This window comes from Modestobacter sp. SYSU DS0290, from assembly GCF_054050955.1.
The window spans coordinates 1-21,767 of record NZ_JBJHAI010000015.1 but is presented as its reverse complement, the minus strand read 5'-3'; the positions used below and the strand labels follow the sequence as shown (position 1 = coordinate 21,767).

General features: G+C 76.3%; 22 protein-coding genes. 6 read left to right on the top strand and 16 right to left on the bottom strand.

Annotated elements, in window-relative coordinates; all coding sequences use genetic code 11:
- Positions 1-49: 49 nt before the first annotated feature.
- The 5 genes from ACI795_RS13260 to ACI795_RS13240 are packed head-to-tail and all read right to left on the bottom strand — an operon-like array spanning position 50 to position 5,588.
- Entirely contained in the window at positions 50-739 is a 690-nt protein-coding gene (locus ACI795_RS13260) for a hypothetical protein (RefSeq protein WP_457075992.1), read from the bottom strand.
- Positions 736-1,221 (bottom strand): pantetheine-phosphate adenylyltransferase, encoded by a 486-nt coding sequence (gene coaD / locus ACI795_RS13255; protein WP_457075991.1) that lies wholly within the window; start codon positions 1,219-1,221, stop codon positions 736-738. The genes ACI795_RS13260 and coaD overlap by 4 nt, the downstream gene beginning before the upstream one ends.
- Positions 1,218-1,772, bottom strand: a complete 555-nt coding sequence (rsmD, locus tag ACI795_RS13250) for a 16S rRNA (guanine(966)-N(2))-methyltransferase RsmD (protein WP_457075990.1) — start codon at positions 1,770-1,772, stop codon at positions 1,218-1,220. The genes coaD and rsmD overlap by 4 nt, the downstream gene beginning before the upstream one ends.
- On the bottom strand, positions 1,769-3,976 hold the full coding sequence (recG, locus tag ACI795_RS13245; RefSeq protein WP_457075989.1) for an ATP-dependent DNA helicase RecG: 2,208 nt from the start codon (positions 3,974-3,976) through the stop codon (positions 1,769-1,771). Before recG ends, rsmD begins: the two co-directional genes overlap by 4 nt.
- 1 nt (position 3,977) lies before the next feature.
- A complete protein-coding gene (locus ACI795_RS13240; protein ID WP_457075988.1) occupies positions 3,978-5,588 on the bottom strand; it encodes a DAK2 domain-containing protein in 1,611 nt (536 codons plus the stop codon).
- Positions 5,589-5,785: 197 nt separating this feature from the next.
- On the opposite strand from ACI795_RS13240, the gene rpmB reads away from it, so the two are divergent.
- Positions 5,786-5,977: a 50S ribosomal protein L28 gene (rpmB, locus tag ACI795_RS13235; protein WP_153362680.1), complete on the top strand. Its 192-nt coding sequence runs from the start codon at positions 5,786-5,788 to the stop codon at positions 5,975-5,977.
- Between the two features lie 93 nt (positions 5,978-6,070).
- On the opposite strand, the gene ACI795_RS13230 is transcribed toward rpmB, so the two are convergent.
- Genes ACI795_RS13230 through ACI795_RS13220 form a run of 3 tightly spaced genes read right to left on the bottom strand, consistent with a single transcriptional unit; the run spans position 6,071 to position 8,245 of the window.
- Positions 6,071-6,697 carry a cytidylate kinase-like family protein gene (locus ACI795_RS13230; protein WP_457075987.1) on the bottom strand — a complete coding sequence of 209 codons (627 nt, stop codon included), beginning with the start codon at positions 6,695-6,697 and terminating at the stop codon, positions 6,071-6,073.
- The gene (locus ACI795_RS13225; RefSeq protein WP_457075985.1) at positions 6,685-7,239 is read right to left on the bottom strand and encodes a GNAT family N-acetyltransferase; all 555 of its coding nucleotides are present in this window, start codon (positions 7,237-7,239) and stop codon (positions 6,685-6,687) included. The genes ACI795_RS13230 and ACI795_RS13225 overlap by 13 nt, the downstream gene beginning before the upstream one ends.
- Positions 7,223-8,245, bottom strand: coding sequence for a thiamine-phosphate kinase (locus ACI795_RS13220; protein ID WP_457075984.1), 1,023 nt, complete (start codon positions 8,243-8,245; stop codon positions 7,223-7,225). Before ACI795_RS13220 ends, ACI795_RS13225 begins: the two co-directional genes overlap by 17 nt.
- A 107-nt stretch (positions 8,246-8,352) precedes the next feature.
- On the opposite strand from ACI795_RS13220, the gene ACI795_RS13215 reads away from it, so the two are divergent.
- Positions 8,353-8,586 (top strand): Lrp/AsnC ligand binding domain-containing protein, encoded by a 234-nt coding sequence (locus tag ACI795_RS13215; RefSeq protein WP_222193884.1) that lies wholly within the window; start codon positions 8,353-8,355, stop codon positions 8,584-8,586.
- A 96-nt stretch (positions 8,587-8,682) separates the two neighbouring features.
- Positions 8,683-9,207 carry a DUF3515 domain-containing protein gene (locus ACI795_RS13210; RefSeq protein WP_457075983.1) on the top strand — a complete coding sequence of 175 codons (525 nt, stop codon included), beginning with the start codon at positions 8,683-8,685 and terminating at the stop codon, positions 9,205-9,207.
- A gap of 8 nt (positions 9,208-9,215) precedes the next feature.
- On the opposite strand, the gene ACI795_RS13205 is transcribed toward ACI795_RS13210, so the two are convergent.
- Genes ACI795_RS13205 through ACI795_RS13175 form a run of 7 tightly spaced genes read right to left on the bottom strand, consistent with a single transcriptional unit; the run spans position 9,216 to position 17,118 of the window.
- Positions 9,216-9,893 carry a hypothetical protein gene (locus ACI795_RS13205; protein WP_457075982.1) on the bottom strand — a complete coding sequence of 226 codons (678 nt, stop codon included), beginning with the start codon at positions 9,891-9,893 and terminating at the stop codon, positions 9,216-9,218.
- Positions 9,890-11,008 carry a D-alanine--D-alanine ligase family protein gene (locus ACI795_RS13200; protein WP_457075981.1) on the bottom strand — a complete coding sequence of 373 codons (1,119 nt, stop codon included), beginning with the start codon at positions 11,006-11,008 and terminating at the stop codon, positions 9,890-9,892. Before ACI795_RS13200 ends, ACI795_RS13205 begins: the two co-directional genes overlap by 4 nt.
- A 23-nt stretch (positions 11,009-11,031) precedes the next feature.
- Complete coding sequence (locus tag ACI795_RS13195; protein ID WP_457075980.1) at positions 11,032-12,228, bottom strand: cystathionine gamma-lyase; 1,197 nt, start codon at positions 12,226-12,228, stop codon at positions 11,032-11,034.
- Positions 12,229-12,276: 48 nt separating this feature from the next.
- On the bottom strand, positions 12,277-13,272 hold the full coding sequence (locus ACI795_RS13190; RefSeq protein WP_457075979.1) for an NAD(P)H-dependent glycerol-3-phosphate dehydrogenase: 996 nt from the start codon (positions 13,270-13,272) through the stop codon (positions 12,277-12,279).
- Complete coding sequence (locus ACI795_RS13185) at positions 13,269-14,069, bottom strand: lysophospholipid acyltransferase family protein (protein ID WP_457075978.1); 801 nt, start codon at positions 14,067-14,069, stop codon at positions 13,269-13,271. Before ACI795_RS13185 ends, ACI795_RS13190 begins: the two co-directional genes overlap by 4 nt.
- A 50-nt stretch (positions 14,070-14,119) precedes the next feature.
- On the bottom strand, positions 14,120-15,700 hold the full coding sequence (locus tag ACI795_RS13180) for an amidohydrolase (RefSeq protein ID WP_457075977.1): 1,581 nt from the start codon (positions 15,698-15,700) through the stop codon (positions 14,120-14,122).
- Positions 15,697-17,118, bottom strand: coding sequence for a serine hydrolase domain-containing protein (locus tag ACI795_RS13175; RefSeq protein ID WP_457075976.1), 1,422 nt, complete (start codon positions 17,116-17,118; stop codon positions 15,697-15,699). Before ACI795_RS13175 ends, ACI795_RS13180 begins: the two co-directional genes overlap by 4 nt.
- A gap of 96 nt (positions 17,119-17,214) precedes the next feature.
- Here ACI795_RS13175 and cofC point away from each other — a divergent pair, with 96 nt between their 5' ends.
- The 3 genes from cofC to ACI795_RS13160 are packed head-to-tail and all read left to right on the top strand — an operon-like array spanning position 17,215 to position 20,925.
- Positions 17,215-17,868 carry a 2-phospho-L-lactate guanylyltransferase gene (gene cofC, locus ACI795_RS13170; protein WP_457075975.1) on the top strand — a complete coding sequence of 218 codons (654 nt, stop codon included), beginning with the start codon at positions 17,215-17,217 and terminating at the stop codon, positions 17,866-17,868.
- A gap of 14 nt (positions 17,869-17,882) precedes the next feature.
- Positions 17,883-19,958: an RNA degradosome polyphosphate kinase gene (locus ACI795_RS13165; protein ID WP_457075974.1), complete on the top strand. Its 2,076-nt coding sequence runs from the start codon at positions 17,883-17,885 to the stop codon at positions 19,956-19,958.
- A complete protein-coding gene (locus ACI795_RS13160) occupies positions 19,942-20,925 on the top strand; it encodes an NUDIX hydrolase (protein WP_457075973.1) in 984 nt (327 codons plus the stop codon). Before ACI795_RS13165 ends, ACI795_RS13160 begins: the two co-directional genes overlap by 17 nt.
- 87 nt (positions 20,926-21,012) lie before the next feature.
- Here ACI795_RS13160 and leuD read toward each other — a convergent pair whose 3' ends face one another.
- Entirely contained in the window at positions 21,013-21,618 is a 606-nt protein-coding gene (gene leuD, locus ACI795_RS13155) for a 3-isopropylmalate dehydratase small subunit (RefSeq protein WP_457075972.1), read from the bottom strand.
- Positions 21,619-21,767: the final 149 nt, after the last annotated feature.

The window sequence follows — 21,767 nt, the reverse complement described above, 5'->3', positions numbered from 1 at the left end:
CTACCCGATCCCCGGCGGGCACCCGCCGGGCGCCGGGGCCGCAGCAGGGTCAGGGGGTCCTGAGGTTGCTGCGTGCCTGCTCGACCGAACGCGCCATGTGGGCGAGGGTGTTCCCGAAGTCGGCCAGCCGCGTGTCGACGTACTCGTCGACCTCGGCGCGCATCCGGGCCACCTCTGCCGCGGTCTGGGCGCCCAGCTCGTCGGCGCGGGCGACGGCGGTGCGGTACACCTCGGTCTCGGTGAGCAGCCGCTCGTTCTCGGCCACCCCCTCGGCGACCAGCTGCTCGGCCTGCGCCCGCCCCTCGGCGACCAGCTCGTCGCGCACCCGCTCGGCGTCGGCGACGATCGCCTCCGCCTCGGCCTCGGCGCGGGCCAGCAGGTCGTCGGCCTGCTCGCGCGCCTGGGTGAGCAGCTCGTCGCGCTGGCGCCGGGCGGTGCCGACGATCTCCTCGCGCTGCCGGCGCGCGGCGGAGACGACCTGGTCGCTCTCGCTGCGGGTGCGCCCGGTCAGCCGCTCGGCCTCGGCCTGGGCCTGCTGCAGGATCTCGGTGCGCTGCTCGACGATCGCGCCGGCGGCGTGCACCTCCTCCGGCAGCGTCTCGCGCAGCTCGTCGAGCAGGTCCAGCAGGTGGTCGCGCGGGACCATGCACGAGCCGGACATCGGCACGCTGCGGGCGTTCTCGATGACCGTGGTCAGCTCGTCCACGGTCTCGTACAGCCGGTACACGACCTCGGTCATGCGGATGCCTCCCGGGCCCGGGCCACCAGCCGGTCGTTGACCGCCGCCGGCACCAGGGACGAGACGTCCCCGCCGAACCGCGCGATCTGCTTCACCAGGCTGGAGGAGAGGTGGCCCACCTGGGGTGCGGTGGGCACGAACAGCGTCTCGACCCCGGCCAGCTCGCGGTTCATCTGCGCCATCTGCAGCTCGTACTCGAAGTCGCCGACGGCGCGCAGCCCCTTGACCACCACCGGCAGGTCGCGGTCCTTGCAGTAGTCGACCAGCAGGCCGGAGAAGCTGTCGACGACGACGTTCGGCAGGTCGGCGGCGGCCTCGCGCAGCAGCGACATCCGCTCGTCGACGTCGAACAGGCCGGCCTTGCCCGGGTTCACCAGGACCGCGACGACCAGCTCGTCGTACAGCGCGGCGGCGCGTCGGATCACGTCGACGTGGCCGTTGGTGACCGGGTCGAACGAGCCGGGGCAGACCGCGCGCCTCACAACGAGCGACCGTACCGGAGCACGGCCTCCCCGTAGCGCCGATCGCGCAGCCCGGTCAGCGGTGTCGGCCACTCGAAGGGCTCGTCCCGGCTCGCGCGCTCGACCACCACGACCGCCTCCGGGGCGAGCCAGCCGCCGGCGCTGAGCGAGCCCAGCACACCGAGGACCTCCTCGTCCGGGACGGCGTACGGGGGGTCGGCCAGCACCAGGTCGAACGCCGCCGGCGCCGGCCCGGCGACCACCGTGGCCACGGCGCCCTGGACGACGCGCGCGCCGGGCAGGCCCACGGCTGCGATGTTGGCCCGCAGCACCGGCAGCACGCCGGCACCGGACTCCACGAACACCGCCTCCGCCGCCCCGCGGGACAGCGCCTCCAGGCCCAGGGCACCGGTGCCGGCGTACAGGTCGAGCACCCGGGCGCCGTCGAGGTCCAGCAGCGAGCCCAGGGAGTTGAACAGCCCCTCCCGGGCGCGGTCGCCGGTGGGCCGCACCCCCGCCCGCGGAACCTTCAGCCGCCGGCCACCGGCCTGACCGGCGATCAGCCGCGTCATGCCTTCTCCAGGTAGTCGGCCCGCTCGTCCAGCGCCAGGGCGGCGACCGCCGCGGCGAGCTCGGGGTGGTCGGCCAGCCCGCGCCCCTCCTCCACCAGCCGGGTGGCCTCCACCCGGGCCTCGGCGATCAGCTGCTCGTCGTCCAGCAGCGACAGCAGCCGCACGCCCGACCGCCGTCCGGACTGGGCCGCACCGAGCACGTCACCCTCCCGGCGGGTCTCCAGGTCCAGTCGCGCGAGCTCGAAGCCGTCGGTGGTGGCGGCGACCGCGGCCAGCCGCTGGCCGGTGGCCGAGGTGGCGGGCGCCTCGCTGACCAGCAGGCAGAGCCCCGAGTGCTTGCCGCGGGCCACCCGGCCGCGCAGCTGGTGCAGCTGGCTGACCCCGAACCGGTCGGCGTCCATCACCACCATGACCGTGGCGTTGGGCACGTCGACGCCGACCTCCACGACGGTGGTGGCCACCAGCACGTCGACCTCGGCGGCGGCGAAGGCCCGCATCCGGGCCTCCTTGTCCTCGGGGGCCATCCGGCCGTGCAGCACCTCGACACGCAGCGCCGCCAGCGGGCCGGCGCGCAGCTCCTCGGCGACGTCGAGCACCGCCAGCGGCGGCCGCCGCTCGCTGCCAGCCTCCTCGTCCGGCGGCGGGGCGCCGTCGGCGCCGTCCGGGCCGTCGTCGTCGCGCGCCGCGCCCTTGCCGTCCTCCTCGTCGCCGATCCGCGGGCAGACCACGTAGGCCTGCCGCCCGGCGGCGACCTCCTCGCGGACCCGCTCCCACGCCCGGTCCAGCCAGGACGGCTTCTCCCGGACCGGCACGAGCGAGCTGGACACGCCGCCGCGGCCGGCGGGGAGCTGCCGCAGCGTGGAGGTCTCCAGGTCGCCGTAGACGGTCATCGCGACCGTGCGCGGGATGGGCGTGGCGGTCATCACCAGCACGTGCGGCGGGCGGTTGCCCTTGGCCCGGAGCGCGTCGCGCTGCTCCACCCCGAACCGGTGCTGCTCGTCGACGACCACCAGGCCGAGGTCGGCGAACTCGACGCCCTCCTGCAGCAGCGCGTGGGTGCCGACGACGATGCCGGCGCTGCCGTCGGCGACCGCGGCGCGGGCCTCCCGGCGGGCGGCGGCCTTCTGCGAGCCGGTGAGCAGCACCACCCGGGTGCCGGCCGGGTCGCCGTCGAGCTCCCCGGCCCGGCCCAGCGGCCCCAGGACCGCGGCGAGGCTGCGGGCGTGCTGGGCGGCGAGGACCTCGGTGGGCGCCAGCAGCGCCGCCTGCCCCCCGGCGTCGACGACCTGGGCCATCGCGCGCAGCGCCACGACGGTCTTGCCCGAGCCGACCTCGCCCTGCAGCAACCGGTTCATCGGCTGCTCCCGGGCGAGCTCGGCGGCCAGCTCCTCCCCCACCTCGCGCTGCCCGTCGGTGAGCGCGAACGGCAGGGCGGCGTCGACGGCGTCCAGCAGGCCACCGCTGCGCCGCGGCCGGGCGATGCCGGGCTCCAGCGCGGCGGCCCGGCGGCGGCCGGCGAGGGTGGCCTGCAGCACCAGCGCCTCGTCCCACTTGAGCCGCTCGTCGGCCTCGTCGACCTGCTCCTGGGTGTCCGGCCGGTGCTTGTACCGCAGGGCGGTGGCCAGCGGCACCAGCCCGTGCCGCTCCCGCACCTCGGCGGGCAGCGGGTCGTCCAGCGCCTGGGACAGGGAGCGCTCGTCGTCCAGCAGCAGCTTGACCGACTTCTGGATCACCCAGCTGGAGACGTCCTTGCTCGCCGGGTAGATCGGCACCAGGGCGCGGGCCCAGTCGTCGTCGTCCCCGGTGATGACGTGGCAGTCGGGGTGGGTGAACTGCAGGTCGCCCTGCCACTTCCCGACGGTCCCGGCGAACAGCCCCCACTCGCCGACGTCGAGGTGTGCGTGCCGGTGGTTGAAGAAGACCAGCCGCATGCTGCCCGCCCCGTCGCCGACGGTGACCTCGGTGATCGAGCCGCGGCGCTGGCGCATCGGCCGGGTGCTGACCTTCTTCACCTGGGCCAGCACGGTCACCCGGTCCCCGACCTGGAGGTCCTCCAGCCGGCTCATCTCCCCGCGGCGGGCGTACCGGCGCGGGTAGTGCCGCAGCAGGTCACGGACGGTGTGCAGCGACAGCTGCTCCGCCATCGCCTTCGCCGTCTTGGGGCCCACCACCCGGCCGAGCGGGGTGTCCATCGCCAGCGCCACGTCACTCCACCCCGACCAGCAGCGGGAGCGCGCCCTCGCCCCCGGGGTAGCGGACCACCTCGACCGTGGGGTGCACCGTGGCCAGGTGCGCGCAGACGGTGTCGCCGAGCGCCTCGTCGCCGGCGACGACGGTGGCCAGCTCGCCGCCGGCCGACAGCAGCCGGTCCAGCAGGTCGGTGGCGACCGCGGCCTGCTCGGCGCCGATGACCACCACGTCGCCCTCGGCGCTGCCCAGCACGTCGCCGGGGTGGCAGCGGCCGGCCGAGGTCAGCGCCTCGTGCTCGGCGACGACGACCTCGGCCCAGCGGGTGGCAGCGGCGGCCTCGGCCATGGCGATCACGTCGTCGCCGAACCGGCGCGCGGGGTCGGTCACGGCCAGCGCGGCGACCCCCTGCACCGCCGAGCGGGTGGGCACGACCGCGACGTCGCGGCCCTCCTCGCGGGCCCGCTCGGCGGCGCGCGCGGCCACGGCGGTGACCTCGGGGTGGTTGGGCAGGACGACGACCTGCTCGGCGCCGGTGTCCAGCACCGCCGCGAGCACCGCGTCCTCGGTGACGTCGTCGACCGGGGCGGTGAGCACGGTGACCCCCTCGCCGGCGAAGAGGTCGGCCAGGCCCGCGGCGCAGGCCAGCGCCACGACGGCGCGGACGCCGGGCGCGCCCGCCGGCGGGCGCACCGGGGCCAGCGGGGTGACCGAGATGCGGTGCGGGCGACCGGCCTCGATGCCCGCCTCGATCGCCGCACCGACGTCGGCGACGTGGACGTGCACGTTCCACTCGCGCCCGCCGGGGGTGTCGACCCCGACGACGACCAGGCAGTCGCCGAGTTCGGCCAGCCGCCCCCGGAGCCGGCCGACCCGCGTCTCGTCGGAGTCGGCGAGCAGGTACTGCACCTCGCTGCCCGCGCCGGGAACCGGCGGACCGACCAGCGGTGCCGGGGCGGCCCCGTGCCGGTGCGGCCGGCCGGCCAGCGGCGGGCGGACCGGCACCGCACCGGTGACCGTGCCGACCAGCGCGTCCAGGACCAGGCACCAGCCGGCCCCGCCGGCGTCGACCACCCCGGCGTCGCGCAGCACGGCGAGCTGGCCGGTGGTCGCCTGCAGGGCGGTGAGCGCGCCGTCGGCGGCGGCCCGGACGACGTCGGGCAGCCCGTCGCGGCCCGCCTCGACCGCGGCCACGGCGGCGTCGGCCCCGGCGCGGGCCACGGTGAGGAAGGTGCCCTCCGCGGGGTCGGCCACCGCCGCGTAGGCGGTGCGGGCTGCGTCGGCCAGCGCGGCCGCGAACACCGGGCCGTCGACCCGCGCGGCGTCGGCCAGCCCGTCGGCCAGGCCACGCAGGAGCTGGGCGAGGATCGCGCCGGAGTTGCCCCGGGCGCCGAGCACCGCCCCGCGGGCGAGCACCGCCCAGGCCGACTCCCCCGTGTCCGGGCCGCCCGCGGCCGACTGCAGCGCCGCCTGCCCCGCCTCGGCGGTGAGCAGGAGGTTGGAGCCGGTGTCGCCGTCGGGCACCGGGAAGACGTTCAGCTCGTCGAGCCGCCCCCGCGACCGGGACAGCGTGTCGACGACGGCACGGCTCCACCGGCCGACCGCCGCGTCGTCGAGCGCCAGCAGCACGGACGGGAGGGTACCTGCGCGCACCGACGGTCCCCGTTCGTGCGCTGCCGGGCACCGGCCTCCCCCGGCCGGTCCGACAGCTCCCGCCGGGACCGGCTACAGTGGTCTCCAGTCTGCGTGTGGGTACTCGTGTGCCCGTGTCCGAACGACCGCGCTGCAAACGACTTCAGTTGAACGACTTCTGGGAGTGATCCGCCGTGGCTGCCGTGTGCGATGTCTGTGGCAAGGGGCCCGGTTTCGGTATGTCGGTGTCGCACTCGCACCGCCGCACGCCGCGCCGTTGGAACCCGAACATCCAGTCCGTGCGGGCTGCGCTGACCGGCGGTGGCCGCCAGCGCATGAACGTCTGCACCTCCTGCATCCGTGCGGGCAAGGTCGTCCGGGGCTGACGCCCCGCCGCTGACCGTCCCCGGCTCCGGCCGGGACACCGGCCCCGGAGGTCCTCGTGACCTCCGGGGTCTTTCGTGTGCGCGCCGGCCCGCTCAGCGGCCGATGCCCCGGGCCCGTGCGGCGGTGACGACCAGGTCGGTGACGGCGTCGTGCGGGAGCTCGGTGCTGTCCACCACCAGGTGGTAGTGCCGGGCCTCGGCCGGGTCGCACCGGTAGAAGTGCCGCACGTAGGCGGTCCGGGCGGTGTCGGCTGCGTCCCGCTCGCGGCGCACCTCCGCCTCGGGCCGGCCCAGGTGCGCCACCGCGACGGCCAGCCGCCGGTCGGGGTGCCCGTCCAACCGCACGTGCAGCACGTCAGGGCGCCCGCGCAGCACCAGCGCCGCCGCCCGGCCGAGCACCACGCCCCCGGCGCCGTCGGCGATCTCGGCCAGCACCCGCTCGGTCTGCGCCCGGTACGCCTGCTCGTCGGGCAGCGACGAGGTGGGCAGCACGCCGCCGACCGGGTCGGGCATGGTGCCCAGCGAGGTGACCAGCCGCCACAGGCCCCGGGTGACCGTCTCGTCGTTGGCCTCCGCCTCGGCGACCGGCACGCCCAGCCGGCCGGCGACCTGGGCGGGGATCACCCGGTCGTGGAACGCCAGCCCGAGCCGCTCGGCCACCGCCGGGGCGATCTCCGCCCCGCCCGCGCCGAACGACGCCGAGACCGTCACGACGCCCATGCGTCCTCCCCCGAGCCGTCGGCCGGGTCCCCCCGCGGCAGGTCCCCGTCCAGCAGCCGCTTGCCGAGGAAGACCGCGTCGGGCGAGTCGGCGTAGATGCCGTACCCCGGGACCGGGGCGTAGCCGTGCCGCGCGTACAGCGCGAGGGCCTCCGGCTGCCGGTCCCCGGAGTTCAGCACCACGTGCCGGTACCCGGTGTCCGCCGCGCTGCGCTCGAGGGCGGCGAGCACGAAGGCGGCCAACCCCCGCCGCCGGAAGCCCGGCTCGACGTACATCCGCTTGAGCTCGACGGTGGCCGACGCCGCGTCGTGCACCCGCCAGCCGCCGCACGCCGCCGGCTTCCCGTCGACCTCGGCGACCAGGAAGAGCCCCCGCGGGGGCGAGAACTCCGCGGGGTCGACCACCGCGTCGTCCCGCCCCCCGTAGCGCACCACGTACTCCTGCTGCACCCGCTCGATCAGCTGCTGGGCCACCGGGTCGTCGTACCCCAGCGGCCGCAGCCGCACCGCGTCCGGCGCCGTCGGTTCAGCCGAAGTGGACATGCCCGGTCCCCTCCCCCAGGTCGGTGGCCACCTGCGCGGCCGGCACCCCGTCCACCTCGACCCCCGACGCGTCGTCGTGCACCCGGCCGACGACGGTCCAGCCGGCGGGCAGCACCGCGGTGGGCGGGAAGGTCGCCACCAGCGCGTGGTCCTCCCCGCCGGTGAGCACCCAGCCCAGCGGGTCACCGCCGAGCGCCGCCGCCACCTGCGGCAGCGGCCCGGTGACGAAGGCGGCCAGCGCCGCGCGGTCCAGGTCGATGCCCACGCCGCTGTCGGCGGCCAGGTGGCCGGCGTCGGCGAGCAGCCCGTCGCTGGTGTCGCACATCGACGTGGCGCCGGCATCGGCGGCGGCCGGCCCGGCGGCATAGGGCGGTGCGGGACGGCGGTGCGCGGCGATCGCCGCCGCCGGGGCCCGGAAGCCCCGGCGCAGCACGGCCAGCCCGCAGGCCGACCAGCCCAGCCGCCCTGCGACGGCGACCACGTCACCGGGCCGGGCGCCGTCGCGGCGGACCGGTGCCCGCCCGCCCAGGTCGCCCAGCGCGGTCACCGAGAGGACGACCGACGCCGAGTCCGGGGCGCTGGCCACCGTGTCCCCGCCCACGACGGCGGCGCCGAAGGGCGCGCACTCCTCGGCCATCCCGTCGGCGACCCCCTCCAGCCAGACAGCCGGGGTGTCCGCGGGGCAGGCCAGGCCGACCAGCAGCGCCGTGGGGACCGCGCCCATCGCCGCGACGTCGGCCAGGTTGGCCGCGGCGGCCTTGTGCCCGACGTCCTCGGCCGAGGACCAGTCGCGGCGGAAGTGCCGGCCCTCCACCAGGACGTCGGTGCACGCCACCACCCGACCGTCGGGGGCGCGCAGCACCGCGGCGTCGTCGCCGGGGCCGACCTCGGCCACCCGGGCCGAGCCGGACCGGGCGAGCACCCGGGCGATCAGCCCGAACTCCCCGACGACCCCGACGCTGTCGGCGGGATCGGGGCGGGGCACCAGCGGACGGGGCCGAGTCACCGGGCCCCTCCGGACGCTGGGGTACGTTGCCGGTCGGTCCGCCGTTCGGCGGGCCGGAATCGCCCCCAGCCGTTCTCGATGTGGGAACGCCCGAGGAAGGTCAACCCGTGGTCCACGCCTACATCCTCATCCAGACCGAAGTCGGCAAGGCAGCCGCGGTCGCCGCGAGCATCAGCGAGATCGCCGGCGTGACCAAGGCGGAGGACGTCACGGGCCCCTACGACGTGATCGTGCGGGCCGAGGCGAACACCGTCGACGAGCTCGGCCGGCTGGTCGTGGCCCGGGTGCAGTCGGTCGACGGCATCACCCGCACGCTGACCTGTCCCGTCGTCAACATCTGAGCCCTGAGCACCGCACCGCACTCCCCCGCCGACCCCGCGCCCGCCCCGGCGCCGGGGCCGGACCCGCTGCGCCGGGCCGCGCTGATCGCGCTGGCCGTGGCGGTGCCGCTGCTGGTCGCGCTGCTCGTGCTGGTCAACGTCCTCGGCGGGGACGACGAGCCGGACGACGACGCGGTGGCCGAGGTCACCGGAACGACGTCGCCGCGCGGTGACCTGCCGCCGGTCGAGGTCGACACCCCGGACGTGACGCCGGAGGCCGAGCTGGCGTGCCCCGTGCTGATGGAGCAGCTGCCGCTGGAGCTGGCCGGGGAGACCTCCCGGATGGTCGACTCCGACTCGCTGTTCGCCTACGCCTGGGGCGACCCCGCGATCGTGCTGGTCTGCGGCGTCGACCCGCCGGCCGGGTACCAGGTCGGCACCTCCGCGATCCAGGTGAACGGCGTCCAGTGGTTCGTCGACACCGCCGACCCGGACGTCAACGTGTGGACGACGGTCGACCGGCTCGTGCCGGTGGAGGTCCGCGTGCCGGCCAGCGCCGACAGCGCCGGCCCGACGGCGCTGAGCCCGATCATCGCGACCGCGCTGCCCTACACCGACCCGGTCCCCGCCCCGGCGGACTGACCGGCCGCTCAGTCCGCCGGGAGCCGGTCCAGCTGGTCGGCGACGACGGCGGTCAGCTCGGCCCGCGCCTCCTCCGGGGTGGTCTGCACCGAGGCCACCGAGACGGTGAAGGCCCCGCGGGTGCACCAGGCGAACGCCGGTGGCCCCTCCAGCCCGTGCTCGGGCAGCGGCTCGGGCACGGCCATGAGCACGCAGTCCTCCGGCAGGCCGGCCGGTGAGCGGTCCAGGGCGCCCCCGTAGTGCTCGGCGTCGTTGCGGGCCAGGTCCTCGGCGTAGGCCGCCGCGCCGTCCGCGCCCTCGAACTGGTCGAGGAAGACGCTGGTGATCCGCGGCCCCTCGCGCCAGAACCGCTCCCAGCCGCGCAGGTACCCGTACTCGCCGAGCACCTGCTGCTGCCGCTCGGCGTCCTCGCCGTAGCCGGCGACGTCGTCCACGGTCTTCTCCCCCGCGGGCGGGTCCAGGTCGTCGTCGGGGACCCGGGGCAGTCCGGAGGGCACCTGGTCGAGCAGCAGCCGCTCCATGCCCCGGGCGTCGGTGGGCAGCGTCCCGGTGCCGGCCGTGCTGCTCGCGACCGGCCCGGTCGAGGCCGCCGGTGGGGTCGAGGAGTCGGCGCAGCCGGCGCAGGCCGGGGCGACCGCCAGCAGGACCGCCGCCACGGCCGTGCGTGGCAGCAGCCGGGAGGTCATCCGCCGTCCAGTGCGCTGCGCACCAGCCGGTCGACCAGCTCCGGGTAGCTGACACCGCTGGCCGCCCACATCCGCGGGAACATCGAGATCGGGGTGAAGCCGGGCATCGTGTTGACCTCGTTGACCACCAGCCGGTCGGCGCCGGTGGCCGGGTCGGTGGAGACGAAGAAGTCGACCCGGGCCAGACCGCGGCAGTCCATCGCCAGGTAGGCCCGGCGGGACATCTCCTGCACCGCCGCGGTCTGCGTCGGGGTGAGGTCGGCCGGGACGTCGAACTCCACCGCGTCGGCGAGGTACTTGGCGTCGAAGTCGTACCAGTCGGTGCCCGGCCGCAACCGGATCTCCGCCGGCAGGCTGGTGTCGGGCACCGGGGAGCCGGGCCGGGCGAGCACGCCGCACTCGACCTCCCGCCCGGGGACGGCGGCCTCCACGATCACCTTCGGGTCGACCGCGGCCGCCGTCGCCACCGCCTCGGGGAGCTGCGCCCAGTCGGTGACCCGGGTGATCCCGATGCTGGAGCCGGCCCGCGAGGGCTTGACGAAGACCGGCAGCCCCAGGCGCTCGCGCGCCGCGGCGTCGAGCAGCTCCGGGTCGGCGCGCAGCGCTCCGGTGGCGTCGCGCAGGACCACGTGGTCGCCCTGCGGGATGCCCGCGGCCGACAGCAGCTTCTTGGTGAACTCCTTGTCCATCGAGGCGGCGCTGGCGAACACCCCCGAGCCCACGTAGGGCAGGCCGGACATCTCCAGCAGCCCCTGGATGGTGCCGTCCTCGCCGTACGCGCCGTGCAGGACCGGGAAGACGACGTCGACCTCGGTCAGCCGGCCGATCGCCTGCCCGGCGTCCAGCACCGCCAGCCCCCGCCCGGCCGGGTCGCCCACCAGGGAGACCGCGGTGCCGCCGGTGACCTCGGGCAGCTGCCCGCCCTCGATGGCCAGCGCGGCGCCGTCGTGCAGCACCCACCTGCCGTCGCGGGTGATGCCCACCGGCACCACCTCGTACCGTTCCGGGTCCAGCGCGGCCAGCACGCTGCCGGCCGAGACGCAGGAGATCGCGTGCTCCGCGCTCCGCCCGCCGAACACGACCGCGACCCTCGTCCTGCCCGGCTTCCCCGTCATCGCCGCCGACCCTAGCCGAGCGCTCAGCGGGCCACGGCGGGCAGCACGGCGAGCCCGGCCTCGAGGTCGGCGACCAGGTCGGCGGTGTCCTCGATGCCGCAGGAGAAGCGCACGAACCCGCCCGGGACCGCGTCCCCGCCCCACTGGGCCCGCCGGTCGACGGTGGTGTGCACCCCGCCGAAGCTGGTCGCGGCCTGGAAGAACCGGGTGGCCGCGACGAACGCCGCCACCGCCCCGGCGTCGGCGAACTCCGCCGAGAGCACCCCGTTGTGCCGCAGCATCTGCCGCTGCGCGAGCTCGTGGGAAGGGTCCTCCGGCCGGCCCGGCCAACGCACCCCGCGGACCGCCGGCGAGGCGGCCAGCACCTCGGCCAGCGCCGCGGCGTTGGCCGCCTGCCGGGCCAGGCGCAGGTCCAGGGTGCCCATCGAGCGGTGCGCCAGCCACGCCTCGAAGGGGCCGGGGGCGTTGCCGGTGGTCTTGCGCCAGGCGGCCAGCCGGGCGTTCAGCTGGCGGCCGGTCTCGGTGCGCGCGGTGCTGACGTGGCCGAGGAGCACGTCGCTGTGCCCGGTCAGCGCCTTGGTGTCCGACGCCACGACGACGTCGGCGCCCAGCGCCAGCGGGCGCTGGCCGATCGGGGTGGCGGTCGTGTTGTCGACGACCAGCACCGCCCCGGCGGCGCGGGTCGCCTCGGCGACCGCGGCGATGTCGCAGACGTCCAGCTGCGGGTTGCTCGGCGTCTCCAGCAGCACCAGGCGCGCGCCGGCCAGCCCACCCCGCGCGGCGACCGCCTCGATCTCGACGGTGGGCACCAGCTCGACCCGCATGCCCAGCCGCTCCAGCTCGTCGCGGCCGAGCACCCGGCTGGCGTAGTAGCCGTCCGAGGGCAGCACCACCCGGTCGCCGGCCTGGGCGAGCGCCAGCACCGCCGAGCTGATCGCGGCCATTCCGGAGGCGAAGGAGAGGCAGTCACCGCCGTCGAGCTCGCCGACCGCCCGCTCGAACACCCGCAGGGTCGGGTTGTCCGGGCGGGCGTAGGAGTCCGCCCCCTGCGCCCCCGGCGGCTGGTCGCCCAGGTGGTAGGGAGCGGCGAAGACCGGCGAGGGACGCAGCGGGGTGCCCGGGACGACCGGCTCGTCACCGGCGTGCACCAGCCGGCTGCCGTCGCCGAGCAGCTGCTGCGGGGCGAGGGCCGGGTCCGGGGCGGGATCGGTGGTGCTCACGGGGTCCTCCTGCGGTCCGGGAGGCGCGCTCGGGTCACGCGGGAGCGGTCACTCGGGCTTGGCCTCGCGGGACATCATCTCCCGCACCATCCGGGCCGCCGACTCGCCCTCGTGGCACACCCGGACGACGGCCTCGGTGATCGGCACGTCGACCCCGTGGGCGCGCGCCAGGTCCAGCACCGACCGGCAGCTCTTGACCCCCTCGGCGGTCTGCCGGGTGATCTGCTCGACCTCGGCGACCGACATGCCCTGGCCCAGGTGCTCGCCGAAGGTGCGGTTGCGGGACAGCGGGGAGGAGCAGGTGGCCACGAGGTCGCCGAGCCCGGCCAGCCCGGCGAAGGTGGCGGCATCGGCGCCGAGTGCCAGGCCCAGCCGGGTGGTCTCGGCCAGACCCCGGGTGATCAGCGAGGCCCGGGTGTTGTCGCCGTAGCCCAGCCCCTCGGCGATGCCGCAGGCCAGCGCGATGACGTTCTTCACCGCGCCGCCGAGCTCGCAGCCCACCAGGTCGGCGTTGGTGTACGGGCGGAAGTACCGGGTGTGGCAGGCGGCCTGCAGGGCCTCCGCGCGGGAGGTGTCCGCGCAGGCGATCACGGTGGCCGAGGGCTGCTCCTCGGCGATCTCCCGGGCGAGGTTGGGGCCCGACAGCGCGGCGACCCGGTCGGTACCCGCGCCGGTGACCTCGCAGATCACCTCGCTCATCCGCTTGGTGGTGCCCAGCTCCACGCCCTTCATGAGCGAGAGCAGCGTGGCGTCCGGCGGGAGCAGGGGCACCCAGGCGGAGAGGTTCTGCCGCAGCGTCTGGCTGGGGACGGCCAGCACCACCACGTCGGCGCCCACCAGCGCCTCCTCGGCGTCGCCGGTGGGCCGCACCGCGTCGGGCAGGCGCACCCCCGGCAGGTACTCGGTGTTCTCCCGGGTGCCGGCGATCGCCTCGGCCAGCTCCCGACGCCGGGCGTGCAGCGTCACGGCACAGCCGGCGTCGGCCAGCACCTTGGCGAAGGTGGTGCCCCAGGAACCGGCGCCGAGCACCGCGGCCCGGGTCACGCGGCGTCCCCGGGCAGCGCACGGCGGGAGGGGCGCGGGTGGACGGCGGTCGGCGGGGTCTGCCCCCGCACCTCGCCGAGCTCGTCGCGGACTCGGGTCATCAGCAGGTCGGTCACCTCACGGAGCAGTTCCGGGCTCAGCGCCCGGCCGGCGCGTACCTCGGCCCGCTGCCCGGAGAGGTCGACCGGCTCCCCGACCCGGTACTCCACGGGCGTGCGCAGCCGCAGGTGCAGCTTCCTGGCGTGGTAGTCGTGCACCCGCTGCGGCCCCCACTGGGCCACCGGCAGCACGACCGCGTCGGTGGCCAGCGCCAGCCGGGCGACGCCGGTGCGCGCCTGCATCGGCCACCAGTCCGGGTCCCGGGTCACCGATCCCTCCGGGTAGATCACCACCACGGCACCGGCGTCGAGGGCCGCCTTCGCCGCCTGCAGCGAGGAGCTGGCCGCGCTGGACCCGCGGGAGACCGGGATCTGCCCGGCCGCACGGAGGATGGTGCCGGCCAGGCCCCGGAAGACGGCGTCCTTGGCCAGGAAGTGCGGCGCGCGTCCGGCGTCCCAGACCAGCCGGGCACAGCCCAGCGGGTCGAGCACCGACACGTGGTTGGCGACCAGCAGCACCCCGCCCGTCGGCGGGATCCGGTCGCTGTTCCGGTAGTGCAGCCGGAACACCAGCGAGGCGGCCGGGTACACGACGAGCACGCACAGCCAGAGCGCGAACGGCACCGGCCTGCGGGTGACCCGGCGCGGTGGCCGGGCGCCGCCCGGGCCGTCGCCCGCCACCCCCTCGTCCTGCGACACCAGCACCCCTCCTGTCCCGGGGCCGGCGCCTGCCGCGCGGGTGACCCAGCTCATGATCGTGCCCCCCGGCTCCCGGCGGTGCGCGAGCGGCCCTGCCCGAGCGCGTCCCCGCGGTGGGTGAACCGGCCGCCGACCAGGGTGGCGAGCACCTCGGTGCGGCGCAGGCCGGCGGCGCCGTCCCGGGCCAGCACGGTGGCCGGGGGCTCGGCCACGACCACGAGGTCGGCGACGTCCCCCACCCGCACCGCGTCGCGGCCACCGCTGGCGGCGCGCAGCGCCACCGCCAGGTCCAGGTGCTGCTCGGGGTGCCAGGCGGCGCGCCCGTCCAGCGACCGGTGCACGGCCGCGGCGAGCCCGTCCCACGGGTCCAGCGGGGCCACCGGGGCGTCCGAGCCCAGGGCCAGCTGCGCGCCGGCGGCGGCGAGCGCACCGTAGGGGAAGGCCGTGTCGGTGGCCCCGGCCCAGTGCAGGTCGGCGGCGTCCCGGTCGTCCAGCGCGTGTCGCGGCTGCACGCTGGCCACCACACCGAGCTCGGCGAAGCGCGGCAGGTCGACGTCGGCGACCTGCTGGGCGTGCTCGATCCGCCCCGGGGCGCCCACGGCGGCGAACCCGTCCAGCGCCACCGTGGTGGCCCGGTCGCCGATGGCGTGCACCGCCAGGTCCAGCCCGGCCGAGGCCGCCCGGCGCAGCAACCGTTCCAGCTCGGCCGGCGACGTGCGCAGCACCCCGTGCGCCCCGGGCCCGGTGACCCCGGGGTAGGCGTGCGTGCAGTACGCCGTCCGGGTGCCGAGCGACCCGTCGACGAACACCTTGAGCGGCCCCAGCCGCAGCCGGTCGGCGGCCACCGGGTCGGTGACCCCGGGCAGCGGGTCGCCGCTGCGCAGGCCCGCGGCCAGCACCTCGTCCAGCCGGTCGACGTAGACGCCGGCGGTCACCCGCAGCGCGGGCCCGCCCGGTCGCAAGGCCGCACGCCGCGCCCACGCGGTGACCAGGTCGTCGAACTCCAGGTCGACCACCGCCGTCACCCCGCGGGCGGCCGCGGCATCGGTGGCGGACAGCACCCACTCGTCCCGCACGTCGGGGCCGGCGGACTCCGCGGCGGCGTAGACCTCCATCGCCTCGTGCTCCCGGAGCACGCCGTCGGCGGTGCGCAGGCCCAGCCGCCGCACGCCCGCGGTGCTGCACCACGCGGTGTGCAGGTCGCCGCTGACCGCCACCACCGGCAGCCCCGGCAGCACGGCGTCCAGCACCGCGGCGTGCGGCGGGGTGCGCCACAGCGCGTCCCGGAAGCCCTGGGCGACCACGACGGCGCCCTCGTCCGGTGGTGCGGCGGCCACCACCGCGGCGATCTGCGCGGCCACCTGCTCCGGGGAGCCGGCGGTGGAGACGTCGATCCGCCGGCGGGCCGCCGCCCACTGCTCCAGGTGGGCGTGCGCGTCCTGCAACCCGGGGAGCAGCACCGCGCCGTCGAGGTCGACCACCTCCGGCCGGTCGCCGTCCCCGGGCCATCCGTCCAGCCCGGGGGTGGCGGTGCCGAGCTCGTCGGCGATCGCCGTCACCCGGCCCCCGTCGACGAGCACGTCCCGGACGGCGCTCCCGAGCCGGGCGCGGCGCAGCAGCAGGCCGCTCACCCCGGCTCCCCGGCCACCTGCGCGGCCCGCCGGGCGCGGAACGCCTCCACCGGCCAGGAGGTGATGCCGCCGATGCGGACGGCGGAGGCCGCGCCGTCGTCGGCCCACTCGTAGTCGACGGTCTCCCCCGCCGAGCCGAAGCCGGCCACCGACTCCTGGCGCAGCGTCACCTCGTCGAGCACGGTGAGCTCCAGGTGCTCGTCCGCGGGCGCGGGCGAGCCCGGGTGCAGCAGCACGAGGCGGCCCCCGAGCAGGGCCACGTCGGTGACCCCCCACAGGTTGGCGAAGCGGCCGGCGAAGCGGGTGGGGTCGGGCTGCCCGGTGGCGCCGTCCGGCGCGGCGAGCGCCAGGTCGATCAGCCCGAACAGGCCCCGGGCCAGCACGTCGGCGGGGCCCTCCAGGCAGTTGGTGAGCACGGTGACCACCACCTGCGCGTCGGGGTCGAGCCAGGTGCGGGTGATGTGGCCGGGGTAGCCGCCGCTGTGGCCCACCAGCCGGCGCTCGCCCACGGTGCGCAGGTCCATCCCCAGCCCGTACCAGCGGGCCTCCTGCCCGTGGGCGCGGATCTCGGACTCCGGCCGGCGCATCAGCCGCTTGGCCGCCTCGGGCAGCAGCCGCTCGTCGCCGGTCGCGTGCGCGGCGAAGAACGCCGACAGGTCGCGGGCGGTGGACCAGAACCCGGTGGCCGCGGCCATCGCCCGGGTGTCGACGTGCGGGATGCGCAGCCGGGTCGTCTCACCCTCCAGCAGGGCGGTGTGCCCGGCCGCGTACTCCTCCGCGCGGGCCGGGTCCCACTCCGGGCCGGTGTCGGCCAGCCCGAGCGGCTCCACCACGGCCCGCTGGACGTGCTCGGCGTAGCCGGTGCCGGTCACCGCCTCGATCACCAGGCCCAGCAGGGAGTAGCCGACGTTCGAGTACTTGAAGTGCTCGTTGCGCCCGAAGACGACGGCGTCGTCGCCCGCCACCAGCTCGCGCAGCCGCGACTCGTCCGGGAAGGCGTGCAGCAGCTGCCAGAAGTCGTTGTCCGCACCGTCGCGCAGCAGGCCGGACTGGTGGCCCAGCAGCTCCCGGACGGTGACCGCCCCGACGCCGGCGGGCAGGTCCGGCACCCACTGCCCGACCGGGTCGTCCAGCCGCAGCCGGCCGGCCTCCACCAGCTGCAGCACCGCGGTGGCGGTGAACGTCTTGGAGTGCGAGGCGATCCGGAACAGGTGCCGGGGCGTCAGCGGTGCGCCGGTGGTCTCGTCGGCGACCCCGAGCGCGACGTCGAGGACCAGCCGGCCGCCGACCCGGACGGCCGCCTGCACCCCGGGCACCCGGCCCCGGCGACGCTGGTGCTCCAGCCACGACTCCAGGTACGGCGCGGCGGCCGCGACGACGTCGGTCGTGCGGGCCACCTGCTCGGGGGTGGAGGTCATCGACGGTGCTCCTGACTGGGGCCGGGACGGCGGTGCGCCCCCTGTCCTACACGGGCCGCACCGGCGGCTCCCGGCCCGGTGTGCTCACATGACCGGGTGCAGCAGTGGTCCGTGGTCGTGCCGGCCAAGCGGCTGGCGTCGGCCAAGACGCGGCTGACCCCGCTGACCACCGGGCTCGGCGCGGGGGCGACGGCCCGGCACGAGGAGCTGGTGCTCGCCCTGCTGGCCGACACCGTCGCCGCCGCACTGGCCGGGCCCGCCGTCGCCGGGGTGCTGGTGGTCACAGACGAGCCGCGCGCGGTCGCCGTCGTCACGGCGCTGGGCGCGGCCACCGTCGGCGACGAGCCCGACCGGGGGCTCAACGCCGCCCTGGCGCACGGGGCGGCGCACGCCCGGCGCCGCGGCGCGACGGCCGTCGCGACGCTCTCCTCGGACCTGCCGGCGCTGCGCCCGGCGGAGCTGACCGCCGCCCTGCAGGAGGCGGCGGCGCACCCGCGGGCGTTCGTCGCCGACGCCGCCGGCACCGGGACGACGCTGCTGTGCGCGACCGGGGGCGCCGGGCTGGACCCGCGCTTCGGGCCCGGTTCCGCCGCTGCGCACACCGGCAGCGGCGCCGTCCCCCTCGGCGGGAGCTGGCCGGGGCTGCGCCGCGACGTCGACACGCCTGCCGACCTGCGGGCCGCCGCGCAGCTGGGACTCGGGCCGCGGAGCGCGGCGCTCCTGCCGGACACCTGCCCGTCACCGAGGTGAGGCAGGATCGACCCGTGCCTGCCGCCGCCCCGACGCTCCCCGCCGACCGGTTCCTCAACCGCGAGCTCTCCTGGCTGGACTTCAACGCCCGGGTGCTCGAACTGGCCGAGGACGACAGCCTCCCGCTGCTGGAGCGGGTGAAGTTCCTCTCGATCTTCGCCAGCAACCTCGACGAGTTCTTCATGGTCCGGATCGCCGGCCTCAAGCGCCGGCAGAGCACCGGGCTCACCGTCCGCTCCCCCGACGGGCTGACCATCCGCGAGCAGCTGACCCGGGTCACCGAGCGCACCCAGGACCTCATGCACCGGCACGGGGGCGTCTTCACCAAGGACGTCACCCCGCTGCTGGAGGAGCAGGGCATCCGGATCCTGCACTGGAGCGACCTGGCCGACTCCGACGCGATGCGCCTGCGCGAGTACTTCCGTGACCAGGTGTTCCCGGTGCTCACCCCGCTGGCGGTCGACCCGGCGCACCCCTTCCCCTACATCAGCGGGCTCTCGCTGAACCTGGCCGTCTCGGTGCGCGACCCCGACACCGGCGCGCCCCGGTTCGCCCGGGTCAAGGTGCCCAACAACGTGCCCCGGTTCATCCCCGTGGGGCCGGGCGGGGCCCACGGCGGCAACGCCACGTCGGTCTTCCTCCCGCTGGAGGACCTCATCGCCGCACACCTGGGCCAGCTGTTCCCGGGCCTGGACGTGCTGGACCACCACCTGTTCCGGGTCACCCGCAACGCCGACCTGGAGGTCGAGGAGGACCGGGACGAGGACCTGCTCCAGGCGCTGGAGCGGGAGCTCGCCCGGCGCCGGTTCGGGCCGGCGGTGCGGCTGGAGGTCACCGCGACGATGGACCCGCAGATCCTCGACGTCCTGGTCTCCGAGCTGGAGATCAGCCCCGCCGACGTCGTCTCGGTGCCCGGGCTGCTCGACCTGGCCTCGCTGATGGAGCTCTACGACCTGGACCGGCCCGAGCTCAAGGACGAGCCGTTCGTCCCGGCCACGCACCCCCGGCTGAGCGAGGGCGAGACGCCCAAGAGCGTGTTCGCCACCCTGCGCGAGGGCGACGTGCTGGTGCACCACCCCTACGACTCCTTCGCCACCAGCGTGCAGCGGTTCATCGAGCAGGCCGCCGCCGACCCGAACGTGCTGGCGATCAAGCAGACCCTGTACCGCACCTCCGGCGACTCCCCGATCGTCTCGGCGCTGATCGAGGCGGCGCAGGCCGGCAAGCAGGTCGTCGTCCTGGTCGAGATCAAGGCCCGCTTCGACGAGGAGGCCAACATCAGCTGGGCCCGCTCGCTGGAGCGGGCCGGCTGCCACGTCGTCTACGGCCTGGTCGGGCTCAAGACGCACTGCAAGACCGCGCTGGTGGTCCGGATGGAGAACGGGGTGATCCGCCGGTACTGCCACATCGGCACCGGCAACTACAACCCGAAGACCGCCCGGATCTACGAGGACATGGGCATCCTCACCGCCGACCCGCGGGTGGGCGCCGACCTCACCGACCTGTTCAACACCCTGACCGGCTACTCCCGGCAGACCACCTACCGGTCGCTGCTGGTGGCGCCCCGAGGCGTGCGGACCGGGCTGGTGGAGCGGATCCGCCGCGAGGCCCGGCACGCCGCGGAGGGGCGCCCTTCGGGCATCCGGATCAAGGTCAACTCCCTGGTCGACGAGCAGATCATCGACGCGCTCTACGAGGCCTCGCTGGCCGGCGTCCCCGTCGACCTGCTGATCCGCGGCATCTGCGCGCTGCGGCCGGGCGTCCCGGGGCTGAGCGAGAACATCCGGGTGCGCTCGATCGTGGGCCGCTTCCTGGAGCACTCGCGGGCGATCAGCTTCGTCAACGACGACTCCCCGGAGTGGTGGATCGGCAGCGCCGACCTGATGCACCGCAACCTCGACCGCCGGGTGGAGGTGCTGCTGCGGGTCAACGACCCGGCGGCGCAGCGCCAGCTGCAGGACGTCCTCGATCGGGCACTCGCCCCCGACGTCCGGTGCTGGGAGCTGTCCGCCGAGGGCACCTGGCGCCGCACCGGCGAGCGCGACCACCAGCTGGAGCTGCTCACCGGGCGGGGTGAGCACGCTGCCTGAGCCGGCCCCGCTGATCCCGGCCGCCGGCGGCGCACTGTGGCGGCCGGGCCCCGACGGCGTCCTCGAGGCGGCCCTGGTGCACCGGCCGAAGTACGACGACTGGTCCCTGCCCAAGGGCAAGCTGGACCCCGGGGAGCACCCGCTGCTGGCCGCGGTGCGCGAGGTCGAGGAGGAGACAGGGCTGCGCACCGTCGTCGGCCGGCGCAGCGTGCAGACCCGGTACGAGCACCGGCACGGCCCCAAGCGGGTCGACTACTGGGTGATGCGCGCCGCCGGCGGTGACTTCGTGCCCAACGAGGAGGTCGACGAGCTGCGCTGGCTGCCGCTACCGGACGCCGGCCGGCTGGTCACCCACGACCACGACCGCGCGGTGCTCGACGACCTGGCGCGCACCGACGTCCCGCGGATGCCCCAGCTGCTGCTGGTCCGGCACGCCTCGGCCGGGGAGCGGGCGGACTTCGACGGCCCGGACGACGAGCGGCCGCTGGACCGCCGGGGCCACGGGCAGGCGGCCGCGCTGGCCGCGGTGCTGCCGGTGTTCCGCCCCGTCCGGGTGCTCACCGCGCCACCGCTGCGCTGCCGGGAGACCGTCACGCCGCTGGCCCAGGAGCTGGGCCTGCTGGTGGACGAGGTGCCCGAGCTCGGTGAGGAGGGGTTCAGCGCCGACCCGCAGGCGGGGCTGGCCCTCGTCGAGCGGCTGCTGACCACCGACGCCCCGGCCGACGGCGTGACCGTCGTCTGCAGCCAGGGTGGGGCCATCCCCTCGGTGCTGCTGTCGCTGGGCGTGCGCTGGCACGGCACCGCCGGGGCGCTGTGGCCACCGGCGGCCAAGGGCAGCGTGTGGGCGCTCAGCGGCCGGCCGGGGACCCTCGCCGCCGACTACTACCGCGACTTCAGCGCCGACCCCGCAGCCCCCGCGGGCCGGCCCACCGGGGCGGCCGGACGGGTCGCGGCCGCCAGCGGTTGACGGCGGACCCGACCGCGCGAGCGCCCGTCCCCCCGCACCACTGCCTGTCCTCCCGCACCACCACCGGTGCGGGAGGACGGGCAGTGATCAGGCGGGGAGGGCGGGCAGCGCCTGGGGCTTCCAGGACGGGCGCCGGGCCTCGAACGCCGCGACGTCGTCCAGGTGGCGCTCGGTGAGCCCGACGTCGTCGAGCCCCTCCAGCAGCCGCCAGCGGGTGTAGTCGTCGATCTCGAACGGGACGGTGACATCGGCGTAGGTGACCTGCTTGGCCTGCAGGTCGACGGTCACCGCGGTGGCCGGGTCGGCCTCGACCGCCGTCCAGAGCGCCTCGACGTCGGCCTGCGGCAGCAGCACCGTGAGCAGCCCCGCCTTGGTCGAGTTGTTCTTGAATATGTCGGCGAACCGGGAGCTGATGACCACCCGGAAGCCGCCGTCCAGCAGCGCCCAGACCGCGTGCTCCCGGGAGGAGCCGGTGCCGAAGTCCGGGCCGGCGACCAGGATCGAGGCGTTCGCGTACTGCGGCTGGTTGAGCACGAAGTCCGGCTCGTTGGTGCGCCAGGCGACGAACAGCCCGTCCTCGAAGCCGGTGCGGGTGATCCGCTTGAGGTACTCGGCCGGGATGATCTGGTCGGTGTCGACGTTGCTGCGCCGCAGCGGGGCGGCGGTGCCGGTGTGCGTGGTGAAGGCGTCCATCTCAGACTCCAGTCGGAACGGCGTCGGGCAGGTCGGCCGGGGCGGTGAGCCGGCCGGTCAGCGCGGTGGGGGCGGCCCCCCCCGCGGTCCCCAGCTGGGTTCGCCCCCCCCTGCGCAGGCGGGCGCGGTAGTTTCGGGTTGTGGTGGAC

Bases quoted from the DNA above. Each gene is read 5' to 3' on its own strand.
- ACI795_RS13205 (WP_457075982.1), bottom strand. From the start codon at position 9,893: ATGACCTCCCGGCTGCTGCCACGCACGGCCGTGGCGGCGGTCCTGCTG.
- ACI795_RS13230 (WP_457075987.1), bottom strand. From the start codon at position 6,697: ATGGGCGTCGTGACGGTCTCGGCGTCGTTCGGCGCGGGCGGGGCGGAG.
- ACI795_RS13225 (WP_457075985.1), bottom strand. From the start codon at position 7,239: ATGTCCACTTCGGCTGAACCGACGGCGCCGGACGCGGTGCGGCTGCGG.
- rsmD (WP_457075990.1), bottom strand. From the start codon at position 1,772: ATGACGCGGCTGATCGCCGGTCAGGCCGGTGGCCGGCGGCTGAAGGTT.
- ACI795_RS13260 (WP_457075992.1), bottom strand. From the start codon at position 739: ATGACCGAGGTCGTGTACCGGCTGTACGAGACCGTGGACGAGCTGACC.
- ACI795_RS13200 (WP_457075981.1), bottom strand. From the start codon at position 11,008: ATGACGGGGAAGCCGGGCAGGACGAGGGTCGCGGTCGTGTTCGGCGGG.
- leuD (WP_457075972.1), bottom strand. From the start codon at position 21,618: ATGGACGCCTTCACCACGCACACCGGCACCGCCGCCCCGCTGCGGCGC.
- ACI795_RS13175 (WP_457075976.1), bottom strand. From the start codon at position 17,118: ATGACCTCCACCCCCGAGCAGGTGGCCCGCACGACCGACGTCGTCGCG.